The sequence below is a fragment of the Saccharopolyspora mangrovi genome, from assembly GCF_035320975.1.
Classification (GTDB): domain Bacteria; phylum Actinomycetota; class Actinomycetes; order Mycobacteriales; family Pseudonocardiaceae; genus Saccharopolyspora; species Saccharopolyspora mangrovi.
In genome coordinates, this window is the sequence record NZ_JAWLNX010000002.1 from 380,366 (window position 1) to 393,558 (window position 13,193).

The 13,193-nt window shown below is 66.9% G+C and carries 8 protein-coding genes and 1 pseudogene; 4 read left to right on the forward strand and 5 right to left on the reverse strand.

Going from position 1 to position 13,193, the window contains the following annotated elements:
* Positions 1–12: 12 nt before the first annotated feature.
* The 3 genes from R4I43_RS04375 to R4I43_RS04385 all read right to left on the reverse strand — a co-directional run bounded on the left by R4I43_RS04375 (position 13) and on the right by R4I43_RS04385 (position 4,168).
* Complete coding sequence (locus R4I43_RS04375) at positions 13–1,467, reverse strand: ATP-binding protein (protein WP_324264200.1); 1,455 nt, start codon at positions 1,465–1,467, stop codon at positions 13–15.
* A gap of 29 nt (positions 1,468–1,496) precedes the next feature.
* Positions 1,497–3,137 carry a Na+/H+ antiporter gene (locus R4I43_RS04380; protein WP_324264201.1) on the reverse strand — a complete coding sequence of 547 codons (1,641 nt, stop codon included), beginning with the start codon at positions 3,135–3,137 and terminating at the stop codon, positions 1,497–1,499.
* Positions 3,138–3,229: 92 nt separating this feature from the next.
* Complete coding sequence (locus tag R4I43_RS04385; RefSeq protein ID WP_324264202.1) at positions 3,230–4,168, reverse strand: LysR family transcriptional regulator; 939 nt, start codon at positions 4,166–4,168, stop codon at positions 3,230–3,232.
* A gap of 333 nt (positions 4,169–4,501) precedes the next feature.
* Between R4I43_RS04385 and R4I43_RS04390 the strand changes: the two genes are divergently transcribed.
* Positions 4,502–5,545: an FUSC family protein gene (locus R4I43_RS04390; protein WP_324264203.1), complete on the forward strand. Its 1,044-nt coding sequence runs from the start codon at positions 4,502–4,504 to the stop codon at positions 5,543–5,545.
* 20 nt (positions 5,546–5,565) lie between these two features.
* Here the strand turns inward: R4I43_RS04390 and fdhD are convergent.
* Both fdhD and R4I43_RS04400 read right to left on the reverse strand, forming a co-directional pair.
* Positions 5,566–6,400: pseudogene (fdhD, locus tag R4I43_RS04395) on the reverse strand (formate dehydrogenase accessory sulfurtransferase FdhD).
* A 121-nt stretch (positions 6,401–6,521) separates the two neighbouring features.
* Entirely contained in the window at positions 6,522–8,813 is a 2,292-nt protein-coding gene (locus tag R4I43_RS04400) for an FdhF/YdeP family oxidoreductase (protein WP_324264204.1), read from the reverse strand.
* A 477-nt stretch (positions 8,814–9,290) separates the two neighbouring features.
* On the opposite strand from R4I43_RS04400, the gene R4I43_RS04405 reads away from it, so the two are divergent.
* Genes R4I43_RS04405 through R4I43_RS04415 form a run of 3 tightly spaced genes read left to right on the forward strand, consistent with a single transcriptional unit; the run spans position 9,291 to position 13,153 of the window.
* Positions 9,291–10,838: a cytochrome ubiquinol oxidase subunit I gene (locus R4I43_RS04405; protein ID WP_324264205.1), complete on the forward strand. Its 1,548-nt coding sequence runs from the start codon at positions 9,291–9,293 to the stop codon at positions 10,836–10,838.
* Between the two features lie 19 nt (positions 10,839–10,857).
* Positions 10,858–11,931 carry a cytochrome d ubiquinol oxidase subunit II gene (cydB, locus tag R4I43_RS04410; protein WP_324264206.1) on the forward strand — a complete coding sequence of 358 codons (1,074 nt, stop codon included), beginning with the start codon at positions 10,858–10,860 and terminating at the stop codon, positions 11,929–11,931.
* Positions 11,918–13,153 carry a molybdopterin molybdotransferase MoeA gene (locus R4I43_RS04415; protein ID WP_324264207.1) on the forward strand — a complete coding sequence of 412 codons (1,236 nt, stop codon included), beginning with the start codon at positions 11,918–11,920 and terminating at the stop codon, positions 13,151–13,153. The genes cydB and R4I43_RS04415 overlap by 14 nt, the downstream gene beginning before the upstream one ends.
* Positions 13,154–13,193 lie beyond the last annotated feature (40 nt).

A 13,193-nucleotide genomic window follows, 5' to 3' on the forward strand; every position in this document is an offset into this window, starting at 1 on the left:
AGCGAGCACGGCCTACAGCCGCGTGTACACCTCGATATCGCGTTCGAAGTCGCTGATCGCCGAAGCCGACAGCGTCGGGCGCGCCTCGGCGATCGCTTGCAAGTAGTCCTCGGTGGTGGCGAGTTCCCCGCTCGCCTCGAACACGTCACGTTCAAAAGCCGCTTGCGCACCCTGACGTGCCGCGAATTCGATGTCGGCCGGGGTGAAGAACTCACTCCGCTCGACCAGCAGGTCCAGGTCGACGTTGTCGCGTGCTGGTCCGAGGTAGCGCGACCACACGGCCCGACGCGCAGGCCGATCCGGCGGACCGACCGGGATGATGTAGTCGAAACGCCCCGGTCGAAGGAACGCCGGGTCCAACGAGTGCACCGAATTGGTGGCGCAGACCAGCAGCCGGTGATCGTGCTCGCGGAACCCGGGGATCAACTTCAGCAGCTCGTTGGTCACACCGTGCGCTGGGCCCGCCGAGGGCGTCGAGCGAGTACCCGCGATCTCCTCGACCTCGTCGATGAACAGCACGACGTCATCGAGCTCTTCCAGCTGGGCGAAGACCTCCCGCAGTGACGCCGCCAGTCCGTCCGGCGACGAGGCCGCCAGTCGCGAGGGGAAGAGTTCGACGAATGGCCAGTTCAGTCTGGAGGCGATCGCCTTGGCGAAGCTGGTCTTGCCGGTGCCGGGCGGCCCGAACAGCACGGTGGCCTTCGGCGGCAACACACCGTGCCGTTCCGCCTGCTCGCGGTGCGTGATCGGCAGCACGACCCGGCGTTCGATGACGTCCTTCTCCCGCTGCATCCCGGCGAGCTCATCCCATCGTCCCGGCGGGATGAGGCTGCCGCCGAGGTGTTCGAGCATGTCGACATCAGCTGGGTCGAGTTCCTCGACCTTCTCGAAGTAGGTCAAATCGGTGCGCGGGCGGTAGCCGGAATTGGCCATCGCCTTCTCCCCAGCCGCTCCCTCGGGAACCAGGCTCGCTATGCGGTGCACGCCCTGATGACGCAGCTTCTTCTCGAGCTCGGTGAGCAAAGCGCTGCCGATGCCACGGTTGCGCCAACGACTGTCCAGCGCGAACAGAGCCAGCCATGCCCGTTCGCCTTCCACTCTCGCCGCCGCCATCCCGACGACGTCGTCCTGGACGACCGCGACCATCGCCGGGTGACCGGACTGCGCCATCGACACCACCTCGGCGGCCGAGAAAACCGGTTCCGCACCTTCGCGACTCTGATCCCAGATGTGGATCGCCTGATCCAGGTCGTCGCCGTGGAAATCGCGCACCCGCCACACCGGCACGACACACCCCCTCGAATCTCGCGCGGTGGAGACCGGACCGCCGCGTACAAGGCCGTGACCGAAGTACAGCACCACACCATCCACTGTGGCCAAGACGCGTTTCCGATGGGTCGATCGGCGCGTCCTATCAGGACGCAAGCGGTCGAGCAGTAACCTCCCGAACGCGCAGCCGCGCACCATGTTCTCGTGCGAATCGAGCGCCGCAGCCCCTAGGCGTGTCCTCGGGAGTCACCCTCGGTGGGCATCGGCAGGGTGCGCTCCTCGTGATCGAGTTCTCGCTGGAGCAAGCGCAGATCGCTGTCCGGCAAGCGCCCGGCATCACGCCACTTGAGGAGTTCGTCGTGCTGGGCGTCCAGCACACCGCGGCGCACCCGCAGCGCGGACTCGTAGTCGGCCGAACGCGGTGTGGCCGGATCCTCCTCGAGAAACGCCGCTTGGTCGGCGTGCCGTCGGCGGCGTGCGATCAGGCTGTTGCGGATGCTGGCGGCTGCCTGCTCGGAGAGCTGCTCGTCGCGCACCAGTTCGTCAAACCTGATCAAAGCGGCGTCAGCCGCGGCGATGCGCGCGTAGTTGCGCAGCCGCGCTTGATCCACCAGATCGGCGCGTGTTCCCAGCACGCGCACGAGCGGTCCGAACGTCAGGCCCTGACCGACCAGCGTGACCAGCACGACCACGTACGCGGACAGCAGTAGAAGATCACGCGCGGGGAAAGCGGCACCGGAGTCAGTCGTTTCCGGGATCGCGAACGCCGCGGCCAGGGTGATCACGCCGCGAGTGCCTGCCCAGCTCAACGCGGTGATTTCCCGACCTGACAACGCCTTTTCGGCAGTTCTGCGGTCATCGAGGCCACCGAGCCTGCTCCGCAAGCGGCGCGGCACGTGCTGTGTGAGCACCAGCCAGGCAGGTCGTACCAGCAGCACCCCGCCCAGCGTGGCCGCGACGGCGGTGACCACGGTTGCCGGCGGGTACTGCTCGACGCCGCGCACCACCTCCGGCAGCTGCATGCCGATGAGCAGGAACACCACGCCCTCGAGCAGAAAGTTGACCAGCCGCCACACCGCGCTGATCTGGATCCGGCTCGCGCTGCTCTGCAACCGCGGGTTCTGATGTCCGATGATCAAACCAGCCACGACGACCGCGAGGATCCCCGACACCCGGCACAGTTCGGCCAAGACGTAAGCCACGAACGGCGTGGCCAGCGAGACCGCGTTGACCAGGATGGCATCGGTCAGGAACGGCCTGGTCGATCGCACCAGCAACGCGACCGCACTCCCGATGCCCAACCCGCCGAGCACCGCGAGCACGAACGTCCCGGCAGCCGATCCGGCATCGAACTGCCCGCCGACCGCGACAACCAGCGCCAGCTGGTACACCGTCAGCGCCGTGGCGTCGTTGAGCAGACCCTCGCCCTCGATCAGCGTCGACAACCGGCCGGACAGCTGAGCACGTCGCCCCACGGCGAGCGCGGCCACGGGGTCCGGAGGAGCTACGGCAGCTCCCAGCACGACCGCCGCGGCCAACGGGACCACCGGCACCAGCCACGCCACCACACCGCCCACGGCGAACGCCGTTACCAGCACCAACAGCACGGACAGGCTGATGACTGCCCGGAGGCGGTTGCGCAGCGCCAGCAAGCTCGAGTTGAGCGCCGCGTAGTACAGCAGCGGGGGCAGCACCAGGTCGAGCACGACCTGCGGATCCAACCGCACGGTCGGCCCGGGAAGCGCCGCGTACACCAGCCCGACCACAGCGAGCGCGACCGCGTCGGGCAGACGCGTCCACCGACCGGACTGGCCCACCAGCACCACGACACCGACCACCGCCAGCGCGAAGCCGACCTCACCAAGCATGGGCACACCTCCACCCGAGTGAATCCGCCCGCGAACCAGGACAGCGGAGCATCATCCCCGGTAGTCCGGCCAGCTGACGGCCGCCGCGCCGATCACTCGTCCGACGGAGGGGCGGTTCCGAGCGTGCCCGCGATCTCCGCGTTCTGGGCGGTGCGCCGCAACGCTCGAGCCAGCACCGGCCCCGGCTCGGCGGCGCTGGTGACCAGCGCGATCGAAGACCGCAACGACGGCGCCTCCAAGCGCAGCACCCTGGCACCCGCAGGTGGCCGCAGGGTCCGCAGCCACGTCTGCGGAATGATGCAGGCCCACCGGCCGGTTCCCACGTGCGCGAGCAGCGAGACGAACGAATCCGTTTCCAGCCGCGGTGTCAGCTTCAGGTCGTGCGCGGCCAATGCCGCGTCGATGAGCTGGCGCCCGCGCATTCCCTCGTTGAGCAGGCACATCGGCAATTCGAGCGCATCCGACCAGCTGATGGTGTCCGCGTAGCCTGCTACCAGTTCGCCATTGGCGACCAGCACGTGCTGTTCCTCGTAGAGCGGGTGGACGAGGACGTCCGAGACGTCCTGGTCGTCGGGGTAGACGAGACCGGCATCCAGCTCGAACCGGCGAATGCGATCGACGATCTCGCTCGATCGCAAGCTGGTTTCGAGATGCACGTTCACCAGAGGATGTTCGGCGCAGAACGGATCGGTCAGCAACGCGACCGTGCCCGAGGCCGCCGGGATCACGCCCAGCCGGAGCCGGCCGGTGAGCCCGGTTTGCAGGGCCGCGACCTCTTGCTTGAGGCTGTCGTGCTCGGCCAGGATCCGCCGCGCCCACAGCACCAGCCGCTCCCCCTCCGGGGTCAGCCCCTCGTAGTTGTGCCCGCGCCAGACCAGCGGCACTCCGAGTTCGTGCTCGAGCTTGCGAATGGCCTCGGACAACGCCGGCTGCGAGACATAACAAGCACTTGCCGCTCGCGCGAAGTGGCGCTCCCGCGCCAAGGCGACGAAGTACTCAAGCTGGCGGAATAGCATGACCCATTTGACCACACCGTTCTAGCCCGGTCGACTGAACACCCGCAGGTGAGCGCCGACGCGGAGCCGACCGATAAGCCACCCTTATCGCCTGTTCGAAATCACCACTTGGACATCTCGGATCCAGCGGCAGATAATTCCTGTAACCAATTGCGATGAAATTCGCGGCAAAGGGGCCGGAATTCACGCGGGATGCCGTCGCGGCATTTCCCAGAACGCAGAATTCGATGTGATCGCGGGCAGGACGGTGCGCTACCGCACCGACGCGATCGGGAGGTTCCCTTGCGCGCTGTTCGTCGACAGGAGCACCTGCGGTCGGTCCGCGGGCACGTCCGCCTCCTCATCAGGATGAGCCCGTCCGACAGGGACCACGTGCACGCGTTCCGGGTCGCGCTGGGCCTGTTCTTCCCCGGAATCCTGGTGTTGCTGTCCGGCCACTACGAGATGCTCGTCTACGCCGTGTTCGGTTCCTTCACCGGGATGTACGGGCGAGCCGAGCCATACCGCCTCCGCTTGAGACATCAAACCCAAGCAGGCGCGATCCTCGTGGCCTCGGTGAGCACCGGCGTTCTGCTCTCCGAGCTTCAAGCCCCTCCTTGGGCACTCGTCGCGGTCGCGGTCTGCTGCGCGACCCTGATCTCGTTGCTGACCGACACCTTGGACCTGCGTCCTGCGGGCCCCTTCTTCGGCATCTTCGCGCTCGGCACCACCGCCACCATCCCGGCAGGTCACGTGCCGTACGACCTCGCCGTGGGCATCTGCCTGGGCACCGCGCTGTTCTGCCTGCTCGTGTCCCGCATCGGGACCGCCAGGACCACCCCGGGCGAGCGCAGCACCCGCGATACCAACCGCCGGCGCCCGTGCGCGTTCGACCTGCTGATCCACGCTGCGCGCTACGCCCTCGCGATCTCGGTCGCCGGTACGTGCGGCCTGTTGCTCGGCACCGAGCACGCCAACTGGGCGATGGTGTCAGCCGCCGTGCCCTTGGCCGTCATCGACAAGGCGAACCTGCTCGACCCCGGTATCCACGACGTCGTCCACCGCGGAATCCACCGCGTCCTGGGAACGCTGACCGGCCTCGTCGCCACCGCGCTGCTGCTGGCCCCCGATTTCGGCAGCACCGTGCTCGCCGTCCTCGTGATCGTGCTGCTGTTCCCGACGGAACTGTTCATGATGCGCCACTACGGCATCGCTCTCGGCTTCTTCACGCCGTTGATCATGTTGATGACCCAGCTCGCCGACCCGTCCGACCCGCTGACGATGCTCACCGATCGCGGCATCGACACGCTGATCGGGGTCGCCGCCGGCATCGCGATGGCGGTGCTCGTCAGACGGCCGAAGCTGAGGTCGAGCCGGAACCGGTCCCACCTCAGCACAGCGTTCCGCACCTGACGACGGTTCCGGCCATGCCGTTACGCGGATTCGAACGTCAGCCGTTCGGCTCCGGAGTAGACGTTCATCGACTCACCACGCAGAAAACCGATCAGCGAGAGTCCGCTGTCTTCGGCGAGTTCCACGGCCAGCGACGAAGGCGCGGACACGGCCGCCAAGGCGGGGATCCCGGCCATCACGGTTTTCTGAACCAGCTCGAACGAAGCCCGGCCGCTGACCATGAGAATGGTTTCACGCAGCGGGAGCAGGCCAGACCGCACGGCGTTTCCGATGACCTTGTCGACGGCGTTGTGCCGCCCGACGTCCTCGCGTACGCAGATGAGTTCACCATCGGATGTGAACAGTCCGGCCGCGTGCAGTCCGCCTGTGCTGTCGAACACCCGCTGGGCGGACCGCAACACATCGGGCAAGGACGTGAGCGTGGCCGGGTCGATTTCCAGCGGGTCATCGGCGATCGGCCACGTCGTCGTCGTGCGAATCGCATCCAGGCTGGCCTTTCCGCACACCCCGCACGACGAGGTGGTGTAGAAGTTGCGTTCCAGTGATGCCTCGGGTTCCGGGGTTCCTGGCGCCAGTGCGACATCGACGACGTTGGAGGTGTTGACACCATCGGCCATGGCACCCGCGCAGTATCGGATGGACATGACGTCCTCGGCCGCACGCACCGCGCCTTCGCTCACCAGGAACCCGGTCGCGAGATCGAAATCGTGACCAGGAGTGCGCATGGTGACCGTGACCGGACGCCCGCCGATGCGGATCTCCATCGGGTTCTTCGGCAGCGAGGGTGTCGGGCCGTTGCGACTGCCTGCCATCGCGGATGCGCAACACCGGACGTCTGACGGTCACTCTTCCCATCGTGTTCTCCTTCTACGGCGTCCCCGGCCCGGCCGGGCAGCGCTCGGGGTCAGGCTGCGTTCCATGAACCGCGGGCAGGCGCCCGCCCCGCGTTCCGGGAGCGAGCGCCTGCCGGGTCTCGTCAACTCGCGCTGGCGGCGGGTTCCAGGCGCACGAGCACACCCTTCGAGGTGGGCGTGTTGCTGGTGTCGGCCACGCTGCCCAGTGGGACCAGGACGTTGGTCTCCGGATAGTAGGAGGCCGCGGACCCGCGCGCCGCCGGGTAGGCGATCACCCGGAAGCCCGGTGCCCGCCGTTCGACACCGTCGTGCCACACGCTCACCAGGTCCACCTCGGTCTGATCGGCGATGCCCAGCTCGTCCAGGTCCGCCGGGTTCACCAGCACGACCCGCCGTGCGTTGTGGATACCGCGGTACCGGTCGTTCAACGCGTACGGAATGGTGTTCCACTGGTCGTGCGAGCGCAGTGACTGCAGGACCAGATATCCCTTGCCCGGTTCCATGCTCTCGAACTCGTTGCAGGTGAAGACCGCTTTTCCGGTCGCGGTGGGGTACGTGCCGCTGTTCACCGGGTTCGGCAGCGCGAACCCACCGGGATCGGCCACCCGGGTGTTGAAGTCCTCGAAGTCGGGCAACACGCGCGAGATCCGGTCGCGGATCGTGTCGTAGTCGGCCTCGAACCCCTCCCACGGGATGTCGGGATCGTCCCCGAGCACGCGGCGGGCCAGCCGGGCGAGGATGGCGACCTCGCTGAGGAGCCGATCCGATGCCGGCTCGAGCCGTCCACGGGAGGCGTGGACCATGCTCATCGAGTCCTCGACCGTGACGAACTGCTCGCCTCCGGCCTGGATGTCGCGATCGCTTCGCCCCAAGGTGGGCAGGATCAGGGCAGTCTCACCGCACACGGTGTGCGATCGGTTGAGCTTGGTGGAGATGTGCGCGGTCACCCGGCACTGCCGCATCGCCTTCTCGGTGACCTCGCTGTCGGGGGTGGCGCGGACGAAGTTGCCCGCCACGCCGAGGAAGAACCGCGCGCGGCCGTCCAGCATGGCGCGAATCGAGTCGACCGAGTCCCAGCCGTGCTCGGTCGGCGGTGTGAATCCGAACTCGTGCTCGAGGGAGTCGAGGAACTCCTGCGGCATCTGCTCCCACACACCCATCGTGCGGTCCCCCTGCACGTTGCTGTGCCCGCGCACCGGGCACACCCCCGCCCCGGGTTTGCCGATGTTCCCGCGCAACATCAGGAAATTGATGACCTCGCGGATCGTGGCCACGCCGTGCTTGTGCTGGGTCAAGCCCATCGCCCAGCACGCGATGACACTGCCGCTGGCGAGCACGCGATCGCGGACCTGCTCGATCTCCTGACGAGTCAGGCCTGTCGCCGAAAGCACGTCTTCCCACGACAGCTCGCGCGCCTGCCTGGCGAACTCCTCGAACCCCGTGGTGTGCGCACGGATGAACTCGTGGTCCAGGACGGTGCCGGGGGCGGCATCCTCGGCCTCGAGCAACAGCAGGTTCAAGGCCTTGAACAACGCCAAGTCGCCGCCGGGGCGGATCTGCAGGAACTGGTCGGCGATCTCGGTCCCCCGCCCGAGGACACCGCGCATCTTCTGCGGGTTCTTGAACCGCATCAGCCCGGCCTCCGGCAGCGGGTTCACCGCCACGACCTCGCCACCGTTGCGCTTCGTGTTCTCCAACGCCGAGAGCATCCGCGGGTGGTTGGTGCCCGGGTTCTGGCCGATCACGAAGATCAGGTCGGAGTGGTGCATGTCGTCCAGGCTGACGCTGCCCTTGCCGATGCCCAGCGTTTCCTGCATCGCGAACCCGCTGGACTCGTGGCACATGTTGCTGCAGTCGGGCAGATTGTTCGTGCCGAACGCCCGCGCGAACAGCTGCAGCAGGAAGGCCGCCTCGTTGTTGAGGCGCCCCGAGGTGTAGAACAGCGCCTCGTTGGGGGAGTCGAGCGCGCGCAACTCCCCGGCGATCAGATCGAGGGCCTCGTCCCAGTCGATGGGCTCGTAGAAGTCGGAATCCGGGCGCTTGACCATCGGCTCGGTGAGCCGTCCCTGCTGGTTGAGCCAGTAATCCGACTTCTCGTCGAGCTCGGAAACCGGGTGCTGCCGGAAGAACTCGGCGGCGACACGCCTGGTGGTCGCCTCGTCGTTGATGTGCTTGGCGCCGTTCTCGCAGTACTCGTTCATCGGCCGGTGCTTGGGATCCGGATCCGGCCAGGCACATCCCGGGCAGTCGATCCCCTTGCCCTGGTTGAGGTTCAGCAGCGTCAGCGCGGTCCGTCGCGGCGAGGTCTGGCTGAGCGAGTACTGCATGGCGTGCGTGACGGCCGGCACACCTGTCGCCCACGTCTTCGGTGGGGTGACCTTCAGGTCGTCGTCGGGATCTTCCATCCTGCTCATGTTGTGACCAATCCCCTAATCGCCCGTCGGGCGCGAAAATCGCGTAGCGACGGACTTCAAAAATCCAGTCGGCAACGAGCGAACGCCGAATCCGAAACAAAGTCAAAGAACAAGAAGATATCGTCCGATAAGCAGCTTTTACCATCACGAACCACGAAGCTCCGCGTTCGCCGAAAAACGTTGCCACTGACGGAGTTGCAGGCATTCTGCCACGACCGCTCACGAGCATTCCAGCCCAGACGTGCCCAGCATCACGCACACCGGACAGACCTCGACCGCGCGCAAGTGCACCCCAACAGGAAACAACCGGAGCAATCATTCAGCCATCAATAGGCGCTGGTTATCAACCCTTCGAAAACACCACTTTGACCCGCCAAGGAAAAGCGACAAAGGTGGTCGTCGTCAAGATTTCGCGTTTCCCGCGACGTGTCGATGCAATCCCGGCACGTCCAGGCGCGCGGCCGAGGAGGAGTTGACGTGTACACGGCACTGGCCGAGGACACTCTCGCGCGGTGGCAATTCGGGCTCACGACCGTCTACCACTACATCTTCGTCCCGCTGACCATCGGTCTCGCGGCCATCACCGCCGGCCTGGAGACCGCATGGGTGCGCACGGACCGTGAGAAGTACTTCCACGCCACCAAGTTCTGGGGGAAGCTCTTCCTCATCAACATCGCTCTGGGTGTGGTCACCGGGATCGTGCAGGAGTTCCAGTTCGGGATGAACTGGTCGGCCTACTCCCGGTTCGTCGGCGACGTCTTCGGCGCACCGCTGGCGATGGAGGCACTGCTGGCCTTCTTCTTCGAATCCACCTTCATCGGGTTGTGGATCTTCGGTTGGGACCGGCTTCCGAGGAAGATCCACTGCGCGTGCCTCTGGATCGTGTCACTCGGCACCGTGCTGTCTTCCTACTTCATCCTGGCCGCGAACTCCTGGATGCAGCACCCGGTGGGCTACCGGATCGACCCGGCAACCGGCAAGGCCCAGCTCACCGATATCGGCGCCGTGCTCTTCCAGAAGACGACCGTGGTCGTGGTCGCGCACACGCTGACCGCCGCCATGCTCACCGCTGGCGCCTTCGTCGTCGGCATCTCCGCACTGCACCTGTGGCGCGACAGCCGGCGCAAGAACCGAGGCGCGCCCGTGGACACCAAGGCGGTGGCCGCCATGCGCAGCTCACTCCGGCTGGGTCTGGTGCTGGCCGCGATCGCCGGCCTCGGCACCGCTCTCTCCGGTGACAGCCTCGCGAAGGTGATGTTCGAGCAGCAGCCGATGAAGATGGCTTCCGCCGAAGCTCTCTGGGAGACCGAGCGATCGGCGCCCTTCTCGGTGTTCGCCTACGGCGACGTCGCCGAGGGGCGCAACGAAATCGATGTGCAGATCCCCGGAGTGCTGTCCTTCCTCGCGCACGGTGACTTCAGCACTCCGGTGCCCGGGATCAACGACATCGCCGCGGCCGAGGCCGCCGCATTCGGCGGACAGCCCGCCGACTACCTGCCGCAGGTCGCGATCGCCTACTGGGGTTTCCGCGTCATGATCGGCACTGGAATGGTCTCCTTCTTGGTCGGTGTTGCGGGCCTGTGGCTGACCCGCAATAGGTTGTGGCTCTCGCCGCAGTATCGGACACGCCATGACGCGGTCCCGCGGCTGATGGTCACGCACAACCGCGAGTTGAGCACCACGGCCTCGGCGTGGGCCTGGCGGATCGGCCTGTTCACCCTGGCGTTCCCGCTGATCGCCAACGCCAGTGGTTGGATCTTCACCGAAATGGGACGCCAGCCCTGGGTCGTCTACGGCTTGATGCGCACCGCCGATGCCGTGTCCCCAGCTGTGTCGACTACCGAGCAACTCATCACGCTGCTGGGCTTCGCCGGGCTCTACCTGACCCTGGCGATCGTCGAAGTCCGCTTGCTGGCGAGGTACGCCAGCGCAGGGCCCCCGACCTCCGAACGGCCACCCCGGGCCTCCACTGTGCCTTCACGCCCGTCCGAACACGCTGAGAAGCCGCTCTCGTTCGCGTACTGATCCGAGAGGAAGCAGGATCATGCAACTCCCCGACGTGTGGTTCGTCGTCATCGCTGTGCTGTGGACCGGGTACTTCTTCCTGGAGGGCTTCGACTTCGGCGTCGGCATCCTGACCAAGCTCATCGGCCGGAGCAGCAAGGAACGCGGCGCGCTGATCAGCACGATCGGTCCGGTGTGGGACGGCAACGAAGTGTGGCTCATCACCGCAGCGGGCGCCACCTTCGCCGCATTCCCCGACTGGTACGCCACCATGTTCAGCGCCTTCTACCTGCCGACCTTCATGATCCTGGTGGGCTTGATCGTGCGGGGCCTCGCCTTGGAGTATCGGGCGAAACGGGACGATCTCCGTTGGAAGCGCAACTGGGACGTCATCCTGTTCTGGTCTTCGCTGGTGGTTCCGTTCCTGTGGGGCATGCTGCTGGCCAACCTCGTCCGAGGGCTTCCGATCGGAGCCGATGGCGTCTACCTCGGTACCCTGGCTGACCTGTTCAATCCTTACGCGGTGCTCGGTGGGCTGCTCACGGTGGTCCTGTTCACGTTCCACGGAGCGGTCTTCGCTGCGCTGAAGACCGACGGTGCGATCCGCGGACGTGCGCGTGACCTCGCGGTCAAGGCGGGCCTGATCACCCTCGCGCTGGCGGCCTTCTTCCTGGTCTGGACGAGCGTGGAGTTCGGGGCGCCCGCCAGCACCCCGATCGCGATTCTCGGACTGGCCGGTCTGATCGCAGCGCTCGAGGCCAACCGTCGTGCCCGAGAAGGCTGGGCTTTCGTCTTCTCCGGTGTGAGCGTGGTCGCGGTGACCGTGACGTTGTTCCTCGCTCTCTACCCGGACGTCGTGCCCTCCACGCTGACCGCGCAGTGGAGCCTGACCGTCGACAACGCCGCCTCCGGCGACTACAGCCTGCAGATCATGACCTGGATCGCGGGCTTCGCGACCCCTCTCGTGCTGCTCTACCAGGGTTGGACCTACTGGGTCTTCCGCCAGCGAATCGGCGCGCCCCCCACGCCCGCGCCAACACCGGCGGATCGTCTTCCCGGCCAAGCCACGACCACCGAAGCGGGCAAGGAGGGCCGTAACCATGTCAGCCGGTAGAACCAGGCCGAAACATCACGCGAGACCGCACGGTCACCTCACAACATGGACGAAAGCACGAAAAATCGCGCGAGACACAGGAGTCGCGATGCCCGCACGCACCCGGAAACTTCCTGAGGCGCTCGGTCACACGCTCGCCGAGCCGTTGACCGCGCTGACAGACCTTCCGGCGTTTGACACCTCCGCGATGGATGGCTGGGCCGTCGCCGGGCCAGGCCCCTGGACGATTCACGAATCCACCACGCTCGCCGGCCAGGAACCTGCGCGGCTGCCCGACGGGGCTGCCGTCGGCATCGCCACCGGTGCTCAACTTCCTGCCGGGGCGAGCGCAGTGCTGCGCTACGAGCACGGACACGTCGAGGGTTCCACCGCGCTGCTGTGGGAACTCGGCACCGCGAGTTCCCCGACGCCCGGCCGCGACGTCCGCCCACGCGGCCAAGAGTGCAGTCGTGGCGAACCACTGCTGCCGGCGGGCAGCACGGTCACGCCCGGCGTGCTGGGACTCGCCGCGGCAGCCGGATACGACCACCTCGCGGTGCACCAGCGCCCCACCGTCGAGCTCCTGGTGCTCGGGGACGAACTGCTCGACACCGGCCTCCCCCACCAAGGCCGCGTCAGGGACGCGCTGAGCCCCATGCTCGAGCCTTGGCTGCGTTGCGCTACCGAGGTGATCACTCGCCGCCTGGTGTCCGATGACCGCGATTCGCTGCTCAACGCCGTTCGCCACTCCCCCGCGGACGTGGTGATCACGACCGGCAGCACGGCCGCGGGGCCAGTCGACCACCTGCACGCGGTGCTGGCCGAGATCAACGCACGCTTGCTGGTCGACTCCGTGGCGGTGCGACCGGGCCACCCCATGCTGCTGGCCGAGCTGCCGAACTCAGCCGACGGTCGCGCCCGTCGACTCGTCGGGCTTCCCGGCAACCCGTTGGCTGCCGTGGCCGGAATCGTCACCCTGGCCATGCCCCTCCTAGAGCGCCTCAGCGGGCGTCCCGCGATCGACTTCCACCAGGTGCGAGGCACCACCGAACTCCCGTGGCATTCGGACAACACCAGGCTGGTGCCGGTGCGGCTTCACAACAACACCGCACTCCCCCTGCCGTTCCACGGGCCAGCGATGTTGCGCGGCCTCGCCGCAGCCGACGGACTCGCGGTGGTGCCGCCAGGTGGTGTCCTCGCCAGCGCCACCGCCGAGTTCCTACCCATGCCGCGCCCGTGGTAGCCGCGGCCCATCGTGACGCACCTCCCCGCGTGGCCCAGAC

Coding starts and splice junctions, on each gene's coding strand:
- R4I43_RS04375 (WP_324264200.1), bottom strand. CDS start 1,467: ATGGTGCGCGGCTGCGCGTTCGGGAGGTTACTGCTCGACCGCTTGCGT.
- R4I43_RS04380 (WP_324264201.1), bottom strand. CDS start 3,137: ATGCTTGGTGAGGTCGGCTTCGCGCTGGCGGTGGTCGGTGTCGTGGTG.
- R4I43_RS04400 (WP_324264204.1), bottom strand. CDS start 8,813: ATGAGCAGGATGGAAGATCCCGACGACGACCTGAAGGTCACCCCACCG.
- cydB (WP_324264206.1), top strand. CDS start 10,858: ATGCAACTCCCCGACGTGTGGTTCGTCGTCATCGCTGTGCTGTGGACC.
- R4I43_RS04415 (WP_324264207.1), top strand. CDS start 11,918: ATGTCAGCCGGTAGAACCAGGCCGAAACATCACGCGAGACCGCACGGT.
- R4I43_RS04390 (WP_324264203.1), top strand. CDS start 4,502: ATGAGCCCGTCCGACAGGGACCACGTGCACGCGTTCCGGGTCGCGCTG.